Source organism: Bradyrhizobium sp. AZCC 2262 (assembly GCF_036924535.1).
Classification (GTDB): Bacteria; Pseudomonadota; Alphaproteobacteria; order Rhizobiales; family Xanthobacteraceae; genus Bradyrhizobium.
On sequence record NZ_JAZHRT010000001.1, the window covers coordinates 3,423,762 to 3,444,014 of the forward strand.

A 20,253-nucleotide genomic window follows, 5' to 3' on the forward strand; every position below is an offset into this window, starting at 1 on the left:
GCTTCTCCTAAAGAGCCGACAGGCCGGCCGCGCCGAGGCCGGCGGCGGCTCCGGCACCGGCGCCGATCAATCCGGTCAGCGCGGAATTGAGATCGGCGATGCCTGGCACCAGCGACAGCGACATTCGTTCGACGCGCTCGGCATGGAGCTCGAGCGTTTCGATGGCGACGGCGGCCGGCCCCGAACCGTCGCGGGCGTCGAGCCCTGGCCCGGTGAGCCTTGTCGGCAGTGCATTGTGGAAGGTCCAGGCGGCAACCGGGAAATGCTGAAACGGAGGAGCGGCCCCGACACCGACGTCAAAGAGCTGCTTGGTGTCCATGAGAACGATCGAGCCGCTCTTGCGCGACTTGCGGCCCTTCAGCACCACCTGGTTCTGCCAGTCCCAGATATCGGTGTTGAAGGTGACGCCGCGCTTCATGGCGATCTTGGCGTAGGTTGCGCGCGAGAAGAAGCGCAGCTCATTCTGGTTGTCGCCGCCCTCCTGGTAGGTTTCGAGCTGGTTCAGCGTCTCGAGGCCCTCGACGGTCGAGAAGCCGCCGGCGAGGAAGGCGGCCGCGGCATTGAGTACGGCCGTTCCGACCGAGCTGAGCACACCGCCGACACCGCCGCCGTCGGAATCGGGCGTGTCCCACATGGTGACCAGGAAGGAAATCTTGAGAACAGGCTGGACGAGAGGGAAGATCATGCTGCCTCCATCGTTTCGATGACGCCGCTCTCGCGTCCGATGCGGAAGACGATGAATTCTGCGGCCGCCGCCAGCGCCACGCCGATGCGGCAGACCAACTGGCCTTCGGGCGATTCCGCTGCGGGCTCGACCTGGACAAAGAAGCCCTGCTCCGGCCGGTCGCCCATCAACGCGCCACTGGCGAAGACCTGCAGCAGGTAGCCGGTCAAGGTCTGATGCAGTCTGATGCGCGGGATCACGGTGTTGGGTTGGAACACCAGCGGCTGGCCCACGACCCAGGCACTGCGCGCAATCGCCGACAGGCAGCGCCGGGCATTGACGAAGGCGAGCGGCTCGCCCTTCGACCTTTGGTCCTGCCACAGCAGCGTGCGGGCGCCCCAGACGCGGATGCCCCGACCGGGCAGCGCGCGGACGACGTTGACGCCGGCATCGTAGGCGACGCGGTTCTCCTCGTCGCCGATATCGGTTTCGAGACCGACCACGCCGAACAGCGACTTGTTGGCAGGTGCCGCCTGCGGCCCTTCGGCCAGATCGGTTGCGGCAAACAGGCCCGTAATGGCGCCGACCGGCGAGCGAAGGCTTTGCGGCGCGCCGGGCGAATCCTGCATGATGAGCCACGGCCAATAGAGCGCACCCTGGTCCGAGCCCTCATCGATATCGAGCAGCGTACGCGCGTTGCTCGGCGCCATGTGGCGGGTAAGGCTCTGGCGCCAGTTGACGACAGCGGAGGCTTGAAGCCCCGGCGGCGGCGCCAGCACGGCGAACCATCGCCAGGACTCCTGTTCAAGCCGTTCGAGCAGATAGCGCTGGGCAAATTTCACATCCTCGTTGCTGAAGATGCGCTCTGCTGTGAGCTTCGGCCCGGCGCGATGGGCGATGACGGCATCGTCGCTGGTGCGGCGGCCGCAACGTCCGAAGCAGGGATCACCAGGGAGCGAGACCGGCTCGCCGCCATCGTCCTCGCTCACCTGCACCGCGTCGAGATCGGGCAGCGCCACCAGCGACACATCATCCTGGCGCAGCAGCAGTTCAAGTCCGTGGGACTCCAGCGACTGGCCGATACCCAGCATGTCGTTGAGTAATTCCTGCGGTGAGACGGCGTCGATGCGCGCGGCGACATTGACGATCCACAGCCGACGGCCGCCATTGGCGAAGAAGTCGCGGACGGCCATCTCCAGCGCCCCGCCGGCGGGCGCTTCGATCGGCCGCTTGCGATCGTCCTGGCGGAATTCGGCGACATAGCTCTTCCAGTCCTCGACAACCACCGCCTTGCCGATATGCTGCGGGCCCGCGGCACCGACAAAGCCCGCCACATCGGTTCGAACCCGCGGGAAGCCTTCCGCCCGCGGCCTCGGCTCGCGGTAGACGCCAGGAATGGAATAGCCAATGCTCACGGTCATGCCTCACGAGATGTCGAGCCGTTCGTGAACGAGGTCGAGCTGTTCGACGGCGAAGTCGTTGCCCTTCGCGGACAGCGAGGGCCCGGTGAGCTTCGAGGGCCAGGCGTTGGTTAGCGTCCAGGTCATGGCGGGCTTGCTGCGATCGTGCTTTTCGTCGAGCAGCTTGATGGTGACGTTGCGCGAGGCCGGGAACGTGGTGCCGCCGTCGCGCACCTCCTTGCGCCAATCCCACAACGCGGTCGATCCGGTGATGCCGCGCTTGAGCTGCACCGGGGAATACTTTTCCATGCCCGGAAGCTGTCGTGGCGCCGAGGTGGCGTCGGCACCTTCGCGGTACTCGATCGGCGTGTTCTCGCTGTCGAGACCGGTCACCTCCGAGAAGGCGGCGATCTCGGCGTTGTTGATCTCCACCACGAAGTTGAAGTTCGAATAGGGATTGCCGTTGGGGCGTGGAGTAGCCATCGTTCATTTCTCCTTGTCGCTCGCGCGTGGTCAGGTCGCCGAGGCCGTGAACTGGCCGATGCGGAAGATGACGAATTCCGCCGGGGCCACGGGCGCGAGACCGATCTCGCAGACGAGCCGCCCGTTATCGATGTCGTCCTGGGTCATGGTCGTGCGGTCGCACCTGACGAAGAAGGCCTCCTCGGGCGTCGTTCCCATCAGCGCGCCGCTCTTCCACACACCGATCAGGAACGCGGTTATCGACTCGACGACGCGCGCCCATAGAGCTTCGCTGTTCGGCTCGAACACGATCCATTGCGTGCCGATGTCGATCGAATGCTCGACAAAGATGAACAGCCGGCGGATGTTGACGTATTTCCATTCCTGGTCGTCCGTCGTGGTGCGGGCCCCCCACAGCCTGATGCCGCGCGGCGTCAGATCGCGGATGAGGTTCACACCACTGGGGTTGAGCACGTCCTGCTCGCCGGCCGTGAAAGGCAGGACGACATCGGTGATGTTGCGCACCACCTCGTTGGCCGGCGCCTTGTGAACGCCAACGGTGTTGTCGGAGCGGGCATAGATGCCGGCGGCGTAGCCCGATGGCGGGAAGTTTTCGACCCTGCCATTGATCGGGTTCAACGCCTTCAGCCATGGCGCATAGTAGGCGCCGTATTTGCTGCTGTAGTTGTTCCGGTGCGCCAGCAGGGACACGACATCGAGGGCATTCTGGGGCGCATCGAGCACGGCGATGCGGTAGCGCAGGCGCTCGGCATGGGATAGCAGCGCCTGCTGCACGGTCTCGACGGTTACGCCGGGCACGGCGACGATGGCGATGTCGTCGCGTTCCGACAAGGCCTCGATGCCGGTGCGCCGGCCGGGACCCAGATCGCTGCCGATCAGGTCGTTGTCGGTCAGCGCCGTGCCGTTGGAGCCGCCACCCAACCATTTCGGCCTGCCGTTGGCGGTGACCGGCGCCTGCGCGAAGCCTGTTCCTTGCGGCGCGACAGGCGCCACGGTGACGAGCGCCGAGCCGATCTCCGCATCGTTGATGCGGTCGGCATAGTAGCGCAGGCCGGCATCGGTCGATTGGTCATTGTTCCAGGTCAGCCCCTCGAAGGTTTCACTGACGACGCCGCCTTCCGAGATCACAACGTCGATCTCGCAGGTCCTGAGATAGACGTGGCGGGCCGCGGGGTCGGCCGGGAGGTCGATGGTGGTGCCGGCGCCCAGAGCCAGCGGCGTGGTGAACCGTACGGTTCTGGCGCCAGTGTCGACGGCCTCGACGACCAGCTCGATCTTCGCGGCACCGGTGTCGAGCTCGACCTTGGCGCCGGTATAGAAGCTCGCGGTGCTGGTGACACGCACCACCTGCGTGCCGTCGGCGGCGACGCCGAGCGCGTCGGCCGCGACCCATGTGGCCGACGTGACGGCCGCCGGAAATTCGCCGGCCACCGTGGCCAGGAACACCTGGTTGTTCGCGGGGTCGACGAGCAGCACATGGGCCGGATCGGCGGCGCCGTTGGCTGCGATCGACAAGGGCTCGAGGCTGCCGGCGCGCTGCGGGGCGGCAAGGCCCGCGACGCTACCGAGAAAGATACGGTTGATCACCGGGTTGCCCCGGCCAGTCGTGGTGATACGGGCCTCAGCGGGACCGGCTTCGGCGGTTGCGAGCCCAGGCGCCGCCAGCGTCACATGCTGTCCGGCCGCGATCTCCTCGGCGACGCGCACGGCAGTGATGCTGACATCGGTCGTGACGCCGCCGGTGTCGACGCGCACCACGTCGCCGTTACGGAGCAGCATGGCGATGTCGTGGGGTAGTGCCGCAGGCCCAAATGGCCCGGCGCCAGCCGTCATATCGATCGCAAAAGCGGCGGGAGCCGCACCCAGCGTCACAGCTGTGCCGAGCGGGCCGCCGCGGTCGACGAGCAAGATATTGGCCCCGCCTGTATGATCGTTTCCGGCGCCGCCGCCGACAACGCTGAAGGTCACGTCGCCGTCGGCAATGGCCTGCACCGTGAGGTTTTGGTTGGCTCCGATCCTGATGACGTCACCGGTACGCATGCGGCGAAGCGCGGGCGCGGTGAACTCGATAGTGGTTTGCGCGGCAGCCAGCGGGAACACGGCCACATCGATCAGCGGATCCTGGCGACCGAAGGACATCGCCGGCAGCGTCACCGGCGCACGGTCGCGCGGCCGGACCTCGACAGCAATCCTGTCGCCATCGACACCGCGATTCCTAGCGGAGAATGTCGGCCCGCCGCCATTGACCAGGGCGTTGGCCGGTGCGCCGTTATCGATCAGGAACACCGTGTTGTCGGGATCGAGGGTCACGCCGCCGGGGATTTGCGTGCCGGCGTCGGTGGTAACGATGTTGCGTGTCGCATCGTAGCTTGCGACGGTGACCTGACGGCTTTCGGCAAACGGACTGTTGGCGTCCGGCCTCGTCCATACGTGCAGGATGGTGCCGTCGCCGACCCCGCGCAGCGCATTGAGGCGGATATTGCGCGTCGGGCCACGAACCGTGACGCCGGGAGCAAGCTTCAATACGATGCCTTGTTCGATGGCGATCTGCGATCGCAGCGCGTCGCCCGGCAGCACGCGCACCACGTAGCAGCGCGCGCCGCCATTTTCGAAGAAGGACTTCACGGAATGACCGAGATAGTCGCCAAGGCCAACCACCGGCGAGATGGGATCGCCGTACAAGCGGCGGAACTGCGCGAAGCTCGAGACGAACTGGGCGCGGCCCTCGGGCCCCTTGCGCGCGGCGCCTACAAAGCCCGCGGTGCTGGTCGACACGCCCTGTATCGGCTTGCCGCGGTAGGACGTCTCTTCGATGTAGACACCGGGATGAAGATATTCAGGCATGTCGCTCCTCCCTGGGGGACGTGGCGCTAGGCAAGGGTGAACAGAACCCGCGGAACGCTCCGCGGCGCGATGACAAAATTGCTTCCGGCAAAAGCGACGCCGGCCGATGCAGGCACGAAGCGACCGCCGGTCACGGCACGCGGTGTGCCGCCGGCATCGCTGACGGCAATGGTGAGTGGCACCAGACCGGTATTGCCGGGGGTGAGCCCTCCCGGCGGCAGAAACAGGAATTCACCCGCATCGTTGCTGCGGTTGAAGCAATCGAAGGGCCGGCCCTGGCGGGCGATGCGGACCGTCAGGTTCTGGGCATTGGCGCCGACGAGCTTGCCGCGCACACCGGTGGCGCTCGCGGGCGCGGGGGCCGTGGCCTCCGGCCAGACGACGATGTCCATCGGCGTTGCCGGATCGGGCCGCGGCAGCGTCACCTCCGGATCATCTTCCCAACGGGTCCAGCCGCCGTGGCCGCGCGTGAAGGGCAGCCTCCACAGCACGCGCGACGTGCCGATGGCCAGATTGCGGAAGCGATAGGTGCCGTCGGACTGCCGCGCGCCGCCACCGCCAGGACGCAACACCGGTCTCGCCAGGCTACCGCCGATACGGACCGGAAATTCGACCTCGGGTGCCGCTCCCGAGAAATGATCGACAAGACGGACCGCAAGCGACAGGTGATGAACGATGGAGTCGGCGGTCATGGCACCAGCTCCATGCCGGCTTCGACGACCGGCGCGCCGGCGGCATCCGGCGTGGGCTCGAGGCTTGCCACGCGCGCGCGATAGACGGCGGACAGATGATAGCCAAGCTCGGCCGCATCCCAGATGCGGTAGTGCTGGTCGATCGGTAGCGACTCCATGACGATCTGTAAGCCGTCATCGGGGGCCCAGACCGGCACGGGTTCGAAGAGGTCGCTCCGTCCGACCTCCGCATTGTCATACAGCGCCTGCATGACGGCGCCGAGAAGGCGCGCCTCCTCGCCGGTGGCCGCGCTGTCGCTGGGAATGTTGTCGTCGCGAACGGCCCATGGCGTAATGAGATATGAGAGCTCGAGCGGCAGCGACTGCCTGCCATAGGAGCCGTCGGCACGGCGCTGCGGTGGGCGGTTGCGCATTTCGCCGTTGATGCCGATCTGGAACAGGAACACCGAGATGAATGGGTCTCTGGCGGCGGCAAGCAGCGGAAAGGCTTCGGCAGAGGCGAGCATCACGGTAACGTTGGGAATGCCGAGGATGGCGATCTGCCGTTCGATCAGCCTGACGATGGTGCGCCCGGTATTCTCGATCACTCTCCAGTTAGCCATCGCACGTGCTCCGGCTCACGTGGCCTGCCCAGCTTTGCAACGTCGTGGTGAGAGCTGTCATGCGCTGTCCACTCGTGACGGTCGCGCAAACTCTGCCTTCAAGGTGACGCCGGAGCAAAGGTTGCAATGGTTCAAAGTCGGTCCATCGCTGAATTTGGGCAGGCAAGCGCATGATATCGCGCCCGATTCCCGAAACGCCCCGCGTTGCGGACGCAATGCCAGGTTCCAGTCCGCGATCCATGCGCGGGCCTGGATCTTCGCCGGCGGGAAGACCTAGATCCTCGGATGAAATGGCTCGTGTGTGACTGCGATTTATCAAGCCATTTTCATGTCGGCGCGATCCAGATCCGATCTAGCCGCATGCATCCTTCGAAGCGGCAACAGAAACTACGCTGTCCTCACCTGTTCAAAAAAGGTTGGTTTTCGGCGCGCACAAAGTGAACCCTGGCTGGATCGCTTGGCGCGTTTGCAAGCCCGACCGGTGATCCTAAGGTCTCGCGAGCTCGCACAGGATCAGGGCAATGGCACGTACACGGATTGCGTTCGCGCCTCGCGGCCTGCCGCGCATGCTGCAAACGATCTTGCGCGAAACTCTCCAGAGCGTGCCGGACGTCGAAATCGTTTCCGCCGAAGAGTTGAAGGCGGGAGACAGGGTTGACGCGCTGATCACGGCTGATCCGCTGGCCGCGGCAGAAGCAATCCAGCGCGGCCTTGCAGTCCGTGCGGTGTCGATCCTTCCTGACGGCAACGCGGCGCAATTATTCCTGCCGGGCCAGCCGGTGCAGAGGATCGATGATATCTCACCCGGCACAGTGCTGTTGGCGCTCGGATTGGCTAAAGCGCCAACGGGCTGGTTTGCGAAAGTCTTCAGCCGAAATCATTACAAGCCTCCCGACGACGAACCACAACCGCCTTCCGCTCAGCCATCGGCGCCATATCCTTACCGCAGCCTGCTGGTAAGGCTTTTGGGCCGCATTCTTGCAGCGCGCGGGCAAGAGCGTGCGACGGGCGGTCCGGCAGCCGAGCTTGCCGGTCTCATGCATGAACTTGCCAGTCGGACCTCGCCGGACGAGAGGCTCCCCGATGGCCTTGCACACATCAAGCAGCTCTTTCAGCTTGGCGAGCTCGAGGCCTCGCTTCTGTTCCTTGCCGCGCTGGTCGAGGTAGATCCGCTTGCCGCACGATTCATGGGGCTTCTCAACGATCACATGGGAAAGCTCCGTCCCATGCTCGGTCTTGCCGCCGACCTTGGCGGCTCGCCCGCGGCAATCGCCTGCCACTTCCAAGCCGACGGTCCCTTCTCGCGCTACGATCTAGCACGTCTTGACGGCGAAGGACCGTTCGTCACTCGCTCCCTTGTCGTTCCCGCCGATCTCTGGCCGTTGCTCCTCGATCTCAAGCGAAAACCGCCGTTTTCATCGGTCAATGTGCGCGGACCGGGTTTCGCCGCGCTGCCGCTTCCCGACGGAGCAGCCACGGAATTCGAGCGCGTAGCGGCCGGACTCGCGGCCAGGACAATGAACAATCCGATCGTTGTAGTATCGGGCGACGCGGGATGTGGAAGGTCCGAAATCGCCAAGGGTTTCGCAGCCCGGCTTTGCAGCGATGCAATTATGGTGAGCCCGTCCGAGGTGCCTGACGCCGTGGCGCGACTTGCGCGCGAGGCCGCTATTTCGGAAAGCGCGGTCATCGTCACGGACGCGGAATTGCTTGCGCCCGAGCTGTGGCGAACGCTCACGCGGGATGTTGGAGCGCCGCTTCTTGTCACGGCGGCAGCCAAGGCCGTTCCCCGCCTCGCGCAGGATGCCAGCTATCCGGTCCTCAAGGTCGAAAGCCCACGCCGCGATTTGGCGCAACGCTGCCGCATGTGGCAGGCCGCGTCGCCGGATAGCTGGGAGCCTGGCGAAATCACGGCGCTTGCCGAACGTTTCGACGTCGGGCGAGATGGTATCCACGCTGCAATGGGTCTCGCCCGCACGCAGGCTTCTGCCGATGGACGAAGTGATGTCGCTGTTGCCGACGCACGCGTCGCTTGCGAGACACTGCGCGAGGTCCGTTTTCAGGGTATGGCGGAGGCCCTCCCCTGTCTCTATCGGGCAAGCGACATCGTGCTGCCGCCGAACGTGAAGGCGGAGATCGATCTTGTCATCGCCTGGGCGCGGCATGGCAGCCGCCTCTTCGGTTCAGACGGACCGGCCCGAGCCCTCAATGCAGGGGGCGGCCTTGCTTGCCTATTCAGCGGCCCCCCCGGGACCGGAAAGACCATGGCCGCGCAGATCATCGCCCGGGAAGTGGACTACGCGCTCTACCGCATCGACCTGTCACAGGTGGTCGACAAATATATCGGCGAGAGCGAGAAGCGGCTCGCGGCCATCCTCGATGAGGCGGAACGCTCGCGCGTCGGCCTGTTCTGCGACGAGGCCGACTGGGCCTTTGGCAAGCGCACCGAACTGCACGACAGCCATGATCGCTATGCCAACACAACGGTCGATTTCCTGCTGCAGCGGCTGGAGACCTTCGGTGGCCTCATCATCCTCGCGACCAATCTCCCAGGTAACATCGACGATGCCTTTCTGCGCCGCATGCAGATATGTGCCGAATTCACTAGGCCCAATGCTGCCGACCGACGTCGCATCTGGGACCGCCTGCTCCCTGCCGAACGCGGCAGCGATATCGATCTCGACCTCCTGTCCGGTCCATTCGATCTTACCGGCGGCGAAATTCGCAACGCCGTCTATGCGGCGCATCTCCTAGCGGCCAAAGATGAGGAGCAGCTTTCAATGCGCCATTGTGCCAGGTCGCTGTGGCGCGAGATCGGCAAGATCGGACGGCTGGCCAACACCGACGATTTTGGCCCATGGGCAAAGTTCATCCAAACGGGGTGAAGTTTTTGCTTCTCAAGCGACGAGATATCTGCGCGGCGCCAGATGATCTTAGGCGGACGACGACGTCGAGGGTGCCGCCACCAGACGCCTGACGAGGGACAGTCGCAGAAAGCCTTTCCAATTCGCGCGTGGGGCCTTCCAACCTAGTCTTCTCTTCCGCCCAACGCGCTTCTTCGACTTTGGATCTCTTCTCGAGAGCCTCTGCCTCAGATTGGATTTTCGCTACCATTTCTTCGTGCTTTTGACGGGCAGCTTCCAACGCTCTTTGCGCCTTATCAACGGCGACCCGCCGCCGCTCCCGTTCCTTTTGCTGAGCGGCTTCTTCCTTGGCGCGTTCGCGCTCTCGGCGCTTTTGTTCCTTCTCGAAAGCGAGCGCAGCTTTCCGGTCGGTCGCCGGGTCAGCGGCGCGTTTCAGATGCCTTTGCGACTTTCCTCTGGCAGTGGTTCGAACAGCCCCCTTCGCGCTGCGCTCGCCAGCGAGATCGGTTGGCAAGTCGGCGTTCACCTTGAAAGGACCACTCGATCCGACAGGACGCTTCAGGACGACGCCCGGTGCCGCCATGGTCGCGGCAACGACCTCCGGATCCTCGCTTTCCACGGCAGCACCCTGGTGGAAGAGATTGCTGTCGGCGCCCCAAGCTTCCAATGCTGCCTTCATCGACGGCGCCGCTATGGCCAGGTCGAAGAAGCCAAGGGAGGTCTGATACGGCTTCAGCTTCCTCGCCATTCGTCTTTCTCCTGGAGCGGGATCATACCACAATCATCGGCACCATGAAGAACCTGCTCGAAGCCGCCGGGATCGCGGCCCCGGCATTGTGGGCTGCGTTCCGCTGGCCAGGAATCGTGCGGAGAATCGCCGCCGGCTTCGTCGTGCTTTTTCTTTCCTTGACGGTCGCGGTGCTCCTTGGGGTCCCCGTGCTCCCCAATGTCACGATCCAGATCTGGCAGAGGATTGGCGCAGCCAGCCTCGGCGTGTCCGTGCTGTTGCTCACCGCGGGTTTCTGGCCGATCCGATTGACCATCCGATTGAGCAAAGGCTTCTGGCCGATCCGACTGACCAGAGCAAGACAAAGTGCCTCAGACGGTCGACCGGATCGGCCGGTTTGAAGAACGCGCAAGTGAGAGCGCCGGGCGCCGATCAGGCCTTTTCCACGTCTCCGCCCGCCTCCAGCCAGCCCTTGAAGCCGCCGAGATTGCGCACGTTGGAATAACCCATTTCCTTGAGGGTCTTGCCGACGAGCGCTGAGCGTCCACCTGAAGCACAATACGCAATTACCGTCTTGGCGCGGTCGAATGCTTTGTCGTGCATCGCCGAGGCGGGATCGGCGCGGAACTCGACAAGACCGCGCGGCACGGCAACGGCGCCAGGCACCTTGCCCGAGGCTGCCACCTCCGCAGGCTCACGAACATCGAGGAACAACACATCAGCCCTGCCCAGCATTCCCTTGGCTTCGTCTGGGCTGATGCGCGGCACTTCTGCCTCGGCTTCAGCCAATATCGTTTGCACTGTTTTCATCACGTGTTCTCCAAGTGGGCTCGCCACGAACGGCGGTGCTTTGATCTAATCTCTCATGAAGGTCGCGCAACGCCCAACCGAGATTGGAAGCTCGTCGCAGTCCGCAGAAGCGAGCCATACCCGTGCCGCCGGGATTGCATAGCTGACGGCTTGATCCTACCTCCCTTGAACCGCAGTTTGCTGCGGTTGAGGAATTCCTCGACGCCTTCTTGGCGGGGCGAGCACCATGGCGGCGTCGAAGGGGCCTTGCCGGGATTGGCCACCTCCTCCACCAGCCGCCATTATTGCACCTCGGCCGCCGTGGTCAGCCAAGGATCACGGCCTGTTTGGCGCGCTTAGATGTCGCAAAAATCGAGATAGCCCAATAGCACGCCAGTTGCGATCGGACGCGCATCGCGCCGAAAAACACCAAAGCCATCGGACGAGCCGCCGGGGTTCGTATTGCCCTCGATCGTTATGACGTGGTCGCCTCTCACCTCGATCACGAGGCCCGCGTGGCCTTTGCCCCCACCAAGATCGAGCATGAAGATCATGCCCGGCTCTACGGTACGTGCATTCGCTTCCGATTTGCGTACCACCTGCGCTTCGGTGTGGCGCCCGAGATTCCAGAGTGCGATCACTCCTGCCGTCTTGGGCAGAGGATTTTCAATCCGCTTGATCTTGGCGGCCTGCTCGAAGACCCAATACAGGAAGCAGACGCACCATGGAAAACTGTCGTGGGCCGGATTGAGGCCGGTGGTCCGAATGAAGACGTCTACTTCGGGGCCGCGATTTGAACCCCGCGGTTGCTCCACAACGCCGATTTGCGATGCGGCTATATCGATAACCAGGTCTCGCATCGACGCACTCGGATCAAGCGCCTGTGTGCTAAAAATGGCGCCAGGGCCAAACAGAGCAGCCCACGTGGATTCGCCAACTTCACCGTCAATCACGAGCGGCTTTCCATCCGGCGTCGAGTTTCGTGCCTGGAAGTGAAGGACCGCGTTCTCCGTCGCCTCCCCGAAGTCACCATCGACGACAAGCCGCCCGAAGCCGAGTTCGTTCAGTCGGGCTTGAAGCGCCTTTACGTCCGCCGAACCGAGCTCGCCCCTATGGAGCGGCCGTCCGGGAAAAGCAGGCACACCGGGAAATTCAGGATGGGCGGGCAAGGCGTCCATGGGCCCAGTGGCCGCTCGAGCTTCGACCGACGCAATCACTTGCGGTTCTAACGCTTGACCAAGGACGAACCCGCCGAAGTCGCCCATGTCGGCATTAATTGTGTTGGGATCTACATCATCGTCAAAATCGCAGAAGCCTGAGACTGGCAGCGCCTGCAATATGTTCCAGCGCCGCGAAGCCTTGAACTGCGGCGTGCCGCGAAATCCACCAGATTGCGAAAGCCAACTGAGCTGCACAATTCCGGCATCGAGCAGGCTCTTGCACACCGCGCCGGAGCCATAGACGCCGACGCGATAGGGATTCCCGGCCGCCGCAAAAGCCGCGGCAATCGCCTGGAAATGGGGCCGGATGGCAGAGTTGAAGGTCGCTTGGGTCGCGTCAAAATCGGCCGAGAAATAAATTGCGGATCCAGTGGGCTGATTGATTATGTTCTTGGCGTAGTCCAGCGCATCCTCGGCTTCCAGCTTCCCCTTGGTTGCGCTGAAATCGACCGGCTCGCGATGCCGGTTCTGGTAGACGGGCCAGATCTTGATACCTGCCTGAGAGAGCCGGCGCGCTTCGTCGGCTGTGAGGATCTTCGAGTTGCTGCGGTTTCTGGTGTAATAGCGGCCGATGGCCGTGATCCCCCTCGCCTTCATGCAATCGATTAGGTTGGTTGATTTCTGAGACGTATCAAGCGCGGCGAAAGCCATTTGTACCTCCAAAAGTTTTTTTGAAACAATTGTAGTTCTGGCGTCACAATACGCCTAGAAGTAGCATGTGAAATCGGTGGTTGCAATTGGCCAACGTAGAACGGTCAGCGAGAGAGCGGTGATGTTGTACCATTGAGACGTCTCCGCAACCCGGGATCGTCTTGGCGATAACGTCACGGCTTCTTACCTGCCCTTGAACCGCGGCTTGCGTCTTTCCAGAAACGCCTCGACGCCCTCCTTATGATCCTCGCTCATGCTGGCCAGTGCGAACTGGTCGACGTCCATGTGGCTCGCGAGATCGTCCAGCGCGTGCGCCAGGCGGTTGACGGTCAGCTTGGTCATCGCAACTGACAGCGGCGGCTGGGCGGCGACCTTGGCGGCGAGCGCCATCGCGGCGTCGAAGGCCTTGCCGGGTTCAGCCACCTCCTCCACCAGACGCCATTCGTGGGCTTCAGTGGCTGAGATGCGCTGGTCGGCCAGGATCACCGCCTGCTTGGTGCGCGCCGGTCCGATCAGATGCAGCATGCGCGGCACGCTCTGCCAGCTCATGTTCATGCCAAGGCCGATCTCGGGCACGCGCATATGGGCGTCTCTGGCCATCACCCGGAAGTCCAGCGCGACCGCCAAAGCTACGCCGCCGCCGACGCAAAAGCCTTCGATCGCGCCGATCGTGACCTGCTCCATGTCCTGCCAGGCCCGCGTCAGCCGCGGTCCAAGTTTCAGGTGCCGGCGCAGCGCGCCGAGGTCCATGGATTTGCGAGACCGGCCTTCGGGGTCCTTGAGGTCGAAGCCCGCGCTGAAAGATTTGGCGCCGCCCGTGAGCACCACGACCGAGGTCGCGCCGTCATCCTCAAAGCTTCGGGCGGCGTCGGTAAGCTGGCGCAGCGCCTCCGGTGACATCGCATTGATGCCGTCGCCGCGGTCGAAACGCACGACCGCGATGCGGCCCTCAGGCCCGAGGCCCTTCTCGATCTTTACAAAATCAGCCAACGCAAGGCCTCCCCTGCTCTTTGATTTTCCGAAACCTTAGCGCAGAAATCTGCCGTCTTGGGAAGCGCCGCGGCGCGTTTGAGAGCGGCTCACAAATGGCCGGTCCGCTCGCGGGCCGGCTTGCCGCCGGGCACCGGGAAACGGATCGTGGTGCCGAGCGTGATCCAGTTGGCGTTCTCGCCCGTGATGTTGCGGCCATAGATCAGATCGACAGAGAAAATTTCGTTCGGCCGGTAACGCACGCCGGTCTGAAACCGCGGCTGGACCACGCTCGGTGTATCCGATTGGCCGGCCTGGCCGAAGGCTTCGATCGTCCACTGCAAGGTTTCGGTGAACTTCCAGTCAAAGCCGATACCGTAGAGCAGATAGTGACGATCAACGCTGCGGTCCCATAGCCAGCCACCATTGACGTTGATGCGCATGTTCTCGTTGAGCCGGAACGTCGCCGGGATCACTGCAAAGGCGCTGCGGTTTTCCCCAGTAAGGGCGTCGAAAGAACCGCCGGCATAGATTGAAAAGCCCAGCTTACCGATCCCGGTGGGCACAATGTTCGTCTTGGCCTTCGGCTGGATCGTGTTGCTCCATTCGCCGTCGCTGCGCGCACGGTTGGTGAGCATGCTCAACTCAACCGGCTGGGACGGATTGACTACGCAGGAGGGATTAGCGACGGCGGAGAAATCGGTGTTGGAAGCCGTCGACAGCCAGCTCTCGACCTTGCACGAGCCGACTTCGGAAATGTCGGCCGCATCGACCGCATAGGCTCCATTCGCGGCGCGCAGCTCTTCAGCCGGAAGCCAGGCCAAAATGGCCGCTGCCGCCGCTATTCCGATGCGTCCTGCCCGCCGCCCCATCGGCAAATGCTAGCAGAGTCTCTGCCTCGACATAGCCCGGATTTTGCGCCTATCCTGAAGGCATGAGCGACCATGATCACGATCACCACGACCACCATCACGATCACGACCATTCCGAGTTGTCGGAGACCGAACTGCGCGTGCGCGCGCTGGAATCGATCCTGACCGAGAAAGGCTATGTCGATCCGGCGTCCCTCGATCTCCTGATCGATCTCTATGAGAAGAAGATCGGACCGCGCAACGGCGTTCGCGTGGTCGCCAAGGCCTGGAGCGATCCGGCCTACCATGCACGCCTGATGAAGAACCCGACCGCGGCGATCGCCGAACTTGATTATTCAGGCCGCCAGGGCGAGCACATGATGGTGGTCGAGAACACGCCCGAACAGCACAACATGGTCGTATGCACGCTGTGCTCCTGCTACCCGCATCCGGTGCTGGGGCTGCCGCCGGTCTGGTACAAATCCGCGCCCTATCGCTCGCGCGCCGTCTCCGATCCGCGTGGTGTCCTGAAGGATTTCGGCGTGACGCTGCCGGACACGACTAAAATCCGGGTTTGGGATTCCACGGCCGAGATCCGCTACCTCGTGCTGCCGATGCGGCCTGAGGGCACCGAGGGCTGGAGCGCCGAGCAGCTCGCCGAACTCGTCACCCGCGACAGCATGATCGGCACGGGCCTGCCGAAACAGCCGGGCGAGACCGCCTGATGGACGGCGCACATGACATGGGCGGCGCCAAGGGCTTTGGCCCTGTTGTGCCCGAGCCGAACGAGCCGGTGTTTCACGGCGAATGGGAGCGCCGCGCCTTTGCGCTGACGGTCGCGATGGCGCGTCCGGGCGGCTGGAACATCGACATGTCGCGGTTTGCGCGCGAGAACCGGCCGCCCGAGGACTATCTCAGCAAGAGCTATTTCCAGATTTGGCTGGCCGGGCTGGAAACACTGATGATCGAGCGCGGGCTGGTAACGCGTGAGGAGATCGAAGCCGGCAAGGTGCTCTCCCCGCCAAAGCCCGGCATTACGCCGATCGCTCCAAAAGAGGTCACGCCGGCGATCCGGCGCGGCGGCCCGACCGAACGCGAACCCAACGCGCCCGCGATGTTTGAGATCGGCGAGACCGTGCGGATGAAGGACATCCACCCGGTGACGCATACGCGGTTGCCGCAATATGTCCGCGGACATCTCGGCACCGTCGAGCTCAATCACGGCTGCCACGTCTTCCCCGACACCAACTCGCTCGGCAAGGGCGAGGACCCGCAATGGCTCTACACCGTGCGTTTCGATGGGCCGGAATTGTGGGGCAAGGACGCCGACCCGACGCTCAGTGTCTCCGTCGACGCCTGGGAATCCTATCTGGAGCGCGCATAATGAATCTGACCCCGCAACAGGCGATGCGGGCGGCTGTCGCTGTCCCCGGCGTGCCCCGCGACGAGGACGGCCCGGTATTTCGCGAGCCCTGGGAGGCGCGCGCCTTCGCCATGGCGCTGGCGCTGCATGAAGCCGGCGTCTTCACCTGGAAGGAATGGGCGGAAACGCTGGGCGCGCAGATCAAGCGCGCGCAAGCCGAAGGCGATCCCGACACCGGCGAGACCTATTACCGGCACTGGCTCGCCACGCTGGAAACGCTCGTCGCCGCCAAGGGCGTTACGACATCGGATGCCTTGCATCGCTACCGCGACGCCTGGGACCATGCGGCCGACCGCACGCCACATGGTGCGCCGATCGAGCTGACGGCGGAGGACTTCGGGTAGTTCGCCGCAGCCATCATACCCGCGAATGCGGGTATCCAGTACGCCGCGCCTTATCGGCTTAAACACAGTCTCTGGGATACTGGATCGCCCGCCCCAGTGCGCAATTGCGCACAAGGCGGGCGACGACATCCGAACGTGTGGCGCATGTCGGGCGAACTACGGCCCCACATATTCCCGCCAACCCTTCGCCCGCAATGCGCAGGCCGGGCATTCGCCGCAGCCATAGCCCCAATCGTGCTGCGCGCCGCGCTCGCCGAGATAACAGGTGTGGGAGTGCTCGCGGATCAGGTCGACCAGCCCTGCCCCGCCGAGCTCATGCGCCAGCTTCCAGGTCGAGGCCTTGTCGAGCCACATCAGCGGCGTGTGCAGCTCAAAGTTCTTCGCCATGCCGAGATTGAGCGCGGACTGCAGCGCCTTGATGGTCTCGTCGCGGCAATCCGGATAGCCGGAGTAATCGGTCTCGCACATCCCGCCGATGATGTGGCGGATGCCACGCCGGTACGCCAGCGCCGCGGCGAAGGTCAGAAACACCAGGTTGCGGCCGGGTACGAAGGTGTTGGGCAGGCCGTCGGCGCCCATTTCGATCGTGACATCGCGCGTCAGCGCCGTGTCGGAAATCTCCGCAAGTGTCGGAATCGCGAGCGTGCGGCTCTCGCCGAGCTTTGCCGCCCAATCGGGCCGCAGCGATTTGATGCCTGACAGCAGCCGGTCGCGGCATTCAAGCTCGATCGCGTGGCGCTGGCCGTAGCTGAAGCCGAGCATTTCGACGCGGGTAAAGCGCCGCAAGGCCCAAGCCAGGCAGGTGGTGGAATCCTGCCCGCCGGAAAACAGCACCAGTGCGGTTTCGGACGATGATTGGTCGTTCATAAGGGGGCCAATAGCATTCCCGGGCCGTGAGGCCAATCGGTGGAAACTGCCCGATTTCGGTTCGTTCCGCTGGGATCGTCGCGCCGCTTGCGGCATAAAGCGGCTCGTTCTCCCAAGCCGACGGAAATGCCATGACCCCTTCCCGCGATATTTCCCGCCTCATTGAGATCATGGCGGCGCTGCGTACCCCTGTCACGGGTTGCCCGTGGGACCTCGAGCAGGATTTTGCGACGATCGCGCCCTACACCATCGAGGAGGCCTACGAGGTGGCCGACGCGATCACGCGTGGCGATTTCGATGACCTCCGCGAGGAACTGGGCGATCTCCTGCTGCAGGTCGTCTATCACGCCCGCATGGCGGAAGAGCAAAATGCCTTCGCCTTCGGCGACGTGGTCGAGGCGATTACGAGGAAGATGATCCGCCGCCATCCGCATGTGTTCGCCGACAAGGACGGCAATATCGCTCCCGCCGGCGTCAAGAGCGCCTGGGAGCGCATCAAGGCCGAGGAAAAGGCCGAGCGCGCGGCACGGCGGCCGCCGGAAGAGACGGCGCATAAATCGCTGCTATCGAGCGTCAAGGCCGGCCAGCCGGCATTGACGCGGGCGATGGAATTACAGCGCAAGGCGTCCACGGTCGGCTTCGACTGGAACGATCCCCGCGCGGTGTTGCACAAGATCCGCGAGGAAGCTGACGAGATCGAGGCCGCGTTGGACGGCGGCAATGCGGACGAACTCGCCGAAGAAACCGGCGACCTCCTGTTCGCGCTGGTCAACCTGGCCCGCCACGTCGGCGCCGATCCGGAAACCGCCTTGCGCGGCACCAACGCCAAGTTCGAGCGCCGCTTTGCCTATATCGAAAAGGCGCTCGCAAGCACCGGCCGTTCCCTCGAGGAAGCCTCGCTTGCCGAGATGGACGCGCTGTGGAACGAGGCCAAGGGCGCCGGCCGGCCGGCGTCAGGGGCGCCGACCAAGGCCCGGAGCGGCCAGGGCTAGTGTTACTGCGTTACTGCGGCGCCAATCCTCATGGTTAGGAGGCGCGGTCGCGCCGTCTTGAACTGGCTACCAGCCGCGAATGGCGAACCTCGGTCCGCCGTAATAGCCGCCATATCCGCGATTGTAGTAGCCGGGGCCAGCGTAGTAGTTGTAGCCCCGGCCGGGGAAGTAGCTGGGGTCATAGAAATAGCGCAGGACATAGCGCGGCCCCCGGGTCCGCCAGCAGCGTCCATCATACTCGTTGCAGACCAGACCGACCTGGTCGACGTCGGAGACTTCGGCGGAGCCAATCGTCGTCGCGTTGAGGGGCGCGGCGAAAGCGGAGGACGCGAGCAGCGCGCCGCCGAATGCGCCCAGTGCGATGGCCTTCATGGAGTTCTCCCTTCGGTTGGGCGAGACACTCGATCACGAGGCGATCCGGGACTCAAGCCTGGCCTCGAACATCGAACTATTCCACGGATTTCCGGAGATCGAAGTTGGGCTTGCGAGACGGCTTATGCCACGTGCGGCACGGCGTCGAACCTGGAGACCACGATGTCGCGCTTGGTCTCGTCGACGCGCACGGTCATATCGAAGCGCCCCCCGTGGAGCTCCTTGTTGAGTACTTCGGCATTGCGGTGCAGCCAGCTGATGCCGGCGCCGTCTGAAGCATCGATCGAAAGGTCGAGCGTCGTGCGCGTTGCCGCCAGCCGATCCTCGATCGCGGTCAACAGCTCATTCACGCCCTCGCCTGATACGGCGGACACCAGAAAACACGGCCGCTCCGGCGGGCGGCGCGTGGCGATGTTGCGCAGGTTCTCGCGTTCCTCGGGATCGAAGCGATCGATCTTGTTCCAGACTTCGAGGATGCCCGCACCGGAGTCGGGATCGATGCCGAGCTGACGCAGCACGGTGTCGACATCGCGCTCCTGCGCCTCCGCATCTTCATGCGAGATGTCGCGGACGTGGAGAATGATATCGGCCTCCAGCACCTCTTCCAGCGTGGCGCGAAACGCCGCGACGAGCTGCGTCGGCAGGTTCGAGATGAATCCGACGGTATCTGATAACATCGCCTTGCCGCCATGCGGCAGGCTCAGCGCACGCAAGGTAGGATCCAGCGTCGCAAACAGCATGTCGGCGGCTTGCACGTCAGCGCGCGTGAGGCGGTTGAACAGCGTCGACTTGCCGGCGTTGGTGTAGCCGACCAGCGCCACCACGCGGTACGGCACCCGCTGCCGGCCGGCGCGATGCAGCCGCCGCGTCGCCTGCACCTTCTTCAGTTCGTTCTCCAGCCGTGTGATGCGATCGCCGATCAGGCGGCGGTCGGCTTCGATCTGGGTCTCGCCGGGGCCGCCCATGAATCCGAAACCGCCGCGCTGACGCTCCAGATGGGTCCAGGAGCGCACCAGCCGGCTGCGCTGATAGTTGAGATGCGCGAGTTCGACCTGCAGCGAACCTTCCTTGGTCTTGGCGCGGCGGCCGAAGATTTCCAGGATCAGTCCGGTGCGGTCGAGAACCTTGGTGTTCCACGCCTTCTCGAGATTGCGCTGCTGGATCGGCGAGAGCGCGCAATCCATCACCACAAGTTCGATGTCGTGGCCCGCGATCAGGCCGGTGATCTCCTCGACCTTGCCCTTGCCGAGATAGGTCGCAGGCCGGATCTGGCTGATCGGCGCAATCAGCGCGTCTGATATCGTGAGGTCGATGGCGCGCGCCAGGCCCGTCGCCTCGTCGAGCCGGGCCTCGGAATCGCGCGCAGCCTCATTCGCTTGCGCATCGGCGTCGCCGCGGCGCATTCGCAAGTAGGGGCCGATGACGATCACCCGCCCGCTTTGCTGACCCCCTGCCGACCGCGGACGATCGGCGCTCCCTTCACGGTTGAGGGGTTCCAA

At 64.1% G+C, this 20,253-nt stretch carries 20 protein-coding genes; 6 read left to right on the top strand and 14 right to left on the bottom strand.

The features are described 5' to 3' along the window. Positions 1-7: 7 nt before the first annotated feature. From V1283_RS16210 to V1283_RS16235, 6 genes are read right to left on the bottom strand one after another with little or no spacing between them, the layout of a single operon-like run. A complete protein-coding gene (locus V1283_RS16210) occupies positions 8-685 on the bottom strand; it encodes a phage tail protein (RefSeq protein WP_334387462.1) in 678 nt (225 codons plus the stop codon). Continuing rightward, complete coding sequence (locus V1283_RS16215) at positions 682-2,085, bottom strand: phage tail sheath subtilisin-like domain-containing protein (RefSeq protein WP_334387463.1); 1,404 nt, start codon at positions 2,083-2,085, stop codon at positions 682-684. Before V1283_RS16215 ends, V1283_RS16210 begins: the two co-directional genes overlap by 4 nt. Positions 2,086-2,088: 3 nt before the next feature. Then, positions 2,089-2,547 (bottom strand): phage tail protein, encoded by a 459-nt coding sequence (locus tag V1283_RS16220; RefSeq protein WP_334387464.1) that lies wholly within the window; start codon positions 2,545-2,547, stop codon positions 2,089-2,091. Positions 2,548-2,577: 30 nt separating this feature from the next. After that, positions 2,578-5,391, bottom strand: coding sequence for a phage tail sheath subtilisin-like domain-containing protein (locus V1283_RS16225; protein ID WP_334387465.1), 2,814 nt, complete (start codon positions 5,389-5,391; stop codon positions 2,578-2,580). 26 nt (positions 5,392-5,417) lie between these two features. Beyond that, positions 5,418-6,083 carry a hypothetical protein gene (locus tag V1283_RS16230; RefSeq protein WP_334387466.1) on the bottom strand — a complete coding sequence of 222 codons (666 nt, stop codon included), beginning with the start codon at positions 6,081-6,083 and terminating at the stop codon, positions 5,418-5,420. Continuing rightward, positions 6,080-6,685 carry a DUF4255 domain-containing protein gene (locus V1283_RS16235; protein WP_334387467.1) on the bottom strand — a complete coding sequence of 202 codons (606 nt, stop codon included), beginning with the start codon at positions 6,683-6,685 and terminating at the stop codon, positions 6,080-6,082. Before V1283_RS16235 ends, V1283_RS16230 begins: the two co-directional genes overlap by 4 nt. 521 nt (positions 6,686-7,206) lie before the next feature. Between V1283_RS16235 and V1283_RS16240 the strand changes: the two genes are divergently transcribed. Next, positions 7,207-9,570, top strand: coding sequence for an AAA family ATPase (locus V1283_RS16240; protein WP_334387468.1), 2,364 nt, complete (start codon positions 7,207-7,209; stop codon positions 9,568-9,570). Here the strand turns inward: V1283_RS16240 and V1283_RS16245 are convergent. Next, the gene (locus tag V1283_RS16245) at positions 9,554-10,297 is read right to left on the bottom strand and encodes a cell envelope biogenesis protein TolA (RefSeq protein ID WP_334387469.1); all 744 of its coding nucleotides are present in this window, start codon (positions 10,295-10,297) and stop codon (positions 9,554-9,556) included. The genes V1283_RS16240 and V1283_RS16245 overlap by 17 nt on opposite strands. Before the next feature lie 44 nt (positions 10,298-10,341). Between V1283_RS16245 and V1283_RS16250 the strand changes: the two genes are divergently transcribed. Beyond that, positions 10,342-10,677, top strand: a complete 336-nt coding sequence (locus tag V1283_RS16250) for a hypothetical protein (protein ID WP_334387470.1) — start codon at positions 10,342-10,344, stop codon at positions 10,675-10,677. Positions 10,678-10,708: 31 nt separating this feature from the next. Here V1283_RS16250 and V1283_RS16255 read toward each other — a convergent pair whose 3' ends face one another. The 4 genes from V1283_RS16255 to V1283_RS16270 form a co-directional block, all read right to left on the bottom strand. Further along, positions 10,709-11,086: a rhodanese-like domain-containing protein gene (locus tag V1283_RS16255; RefSeq protein ID WP_334387471.1), complete on the bottom strand. Its 378-nt coding sequence runs from the start codon at positions 11,084-11,086 to the stop codon at positions 10,709-10,711. 335 nt (positions 11,087-11,421) lie between these two features. Further along, on the bottom strand, positions 11,422-12,936 hold the full coding sequence (locus V1283_RS16260) for a glycoside hydrolase domain-containing protein (protein WP_334387472.1): 1,515 nt from the start codon (positions 12,934-12,936) through the stop codon (positions 11,422-11,424). Positions 12,937-13,119: 183 nt separating this feature from the next. Then, positions 13,120-13,926 carry an enoyl-CoA hydratase/isomerase family protein gene (locus V1283_RS16265; protein WP_334387473.1) on the bottom strand — a complete coding sequence of 269 codons (807 nt, stop codon included), beginning with the start codon at positions 13,924-13,926 and terminating at the stop codon, positions 13,120-13,122. 89 nt (positions 13,927-14,015) lie between these two features. Next, positions 14,016-14,777: a hypothetical protein gene (locus V1283_RS16270; RefSeq protein WP_334387474.1), complete on the bottom strand. Its 762-nt coding sequence runs from the start codon at positions 14,775-14,777 to the stop codon at positions 14,016-14,018. Between the two features lie 62 nt (positions 14,778-14,839). On the opposite strand from V1283_RS16270, the gene nthA reads away from it, so the two are divergent. The 3 genes from nthA to V1283_RS16285 are packed head-to-tail and all read left to right on the top strand — an operon-like array spanning position 14,840 to position 16,523. Then, positions 14,840-15,481 carry a nitrile hydratase subunit alpha gene (nthA, locus tag V1283_RS16275; RefSeq protein ID WP_334387475.1) on the top strand — a complete coding sequence of 214 codons (642 nt, stop codon included), beginning with the start codon at positions 14,840-14,842 and terminating at the stop codon, positions 15,479-15,481. Further along, positions 15,481-16,140, top strand: a complete 660-nt coding sequence (gene nthB, locus V1283_RS16280) for a nitrile hydratase subunit beta (protein WP_334387476.1) — start codon at positions 15,481-15,483, stop codon at positions 16,138-16,140. Before nthA ends, nthB begins: the two co-directional genes overlap by 1 nt. After that, positions 16,140-16,523: a nitrile hydratase accessory protein gene (locus tag V1283_RS16285; protein WP_334387477.1), complete on the top strand. Its 384-nt coding sequence runs from the start codon at positions 16,140-16,142 to the stop codon at positions 16,521-16,523. The genes nthB and V1283_RS16285 overlap by 1 nt, the downstream gene beginning before the upstream one ends. A 156-nt stretch (positions 16,524-16,679) precedes the next feature. On the opposite strand, the gene queC is transcribed toward V1283_RS16285, so the two are convergent. Continuing rightward, positions 16,680-17,390, bottom strand: coding sequence for a 7-cyano-7-deazaguanine synthase QueC (gene queC / locus V1283_RS16290; RefSeq protein ID WP_334387478.1), 711 nt, complete (start codon positions 17,388-17,390; stop codon positions 16,680-16,682). Positions 17,391-17,521: 131 nt separating this feature from the next. Here queC and mazG point away from each other — a divergent pair, with 131 nt between their 5' ends. Next, positions 17,522-18,382, top strand: a complete 861-nt coding sequence (gene mazG, locus V1283_RS16295; RefSeq protein WP_334387479.1) for a nucleoside triphosphate pyrophosphohydrolase — start codon at positions 17,522-17,524, stop codon at positions 18,380-18,382. A gap of 66 nt (positions 18,383-18,448) precedes the next feature. Here the strand turns inward: mazG and V1283_RS16300 are convergent, their stop codons facing one another. Both V1283_RS16300 and hflX read right to left on the bottom strand, forming a co-directional pair. Then, entirely contained in the window at positions 18,449-18,754 is a 306-nt protein-coding gene (locus V1283_RS16300) for a hypothetical protein (RefSeq protein ID WP_334387480.1), read from the bottom strand. Positions 18,755-18,876: 122 nt separating this feature from the next. Next, entirely contained in the window at positions 18,877-20,253 is a 1,377-nt protein-coding gene (gene hflX, locus V1283_RS16305) for a GTPase HflX (protein WP_334387481.1), read from the bottom strand.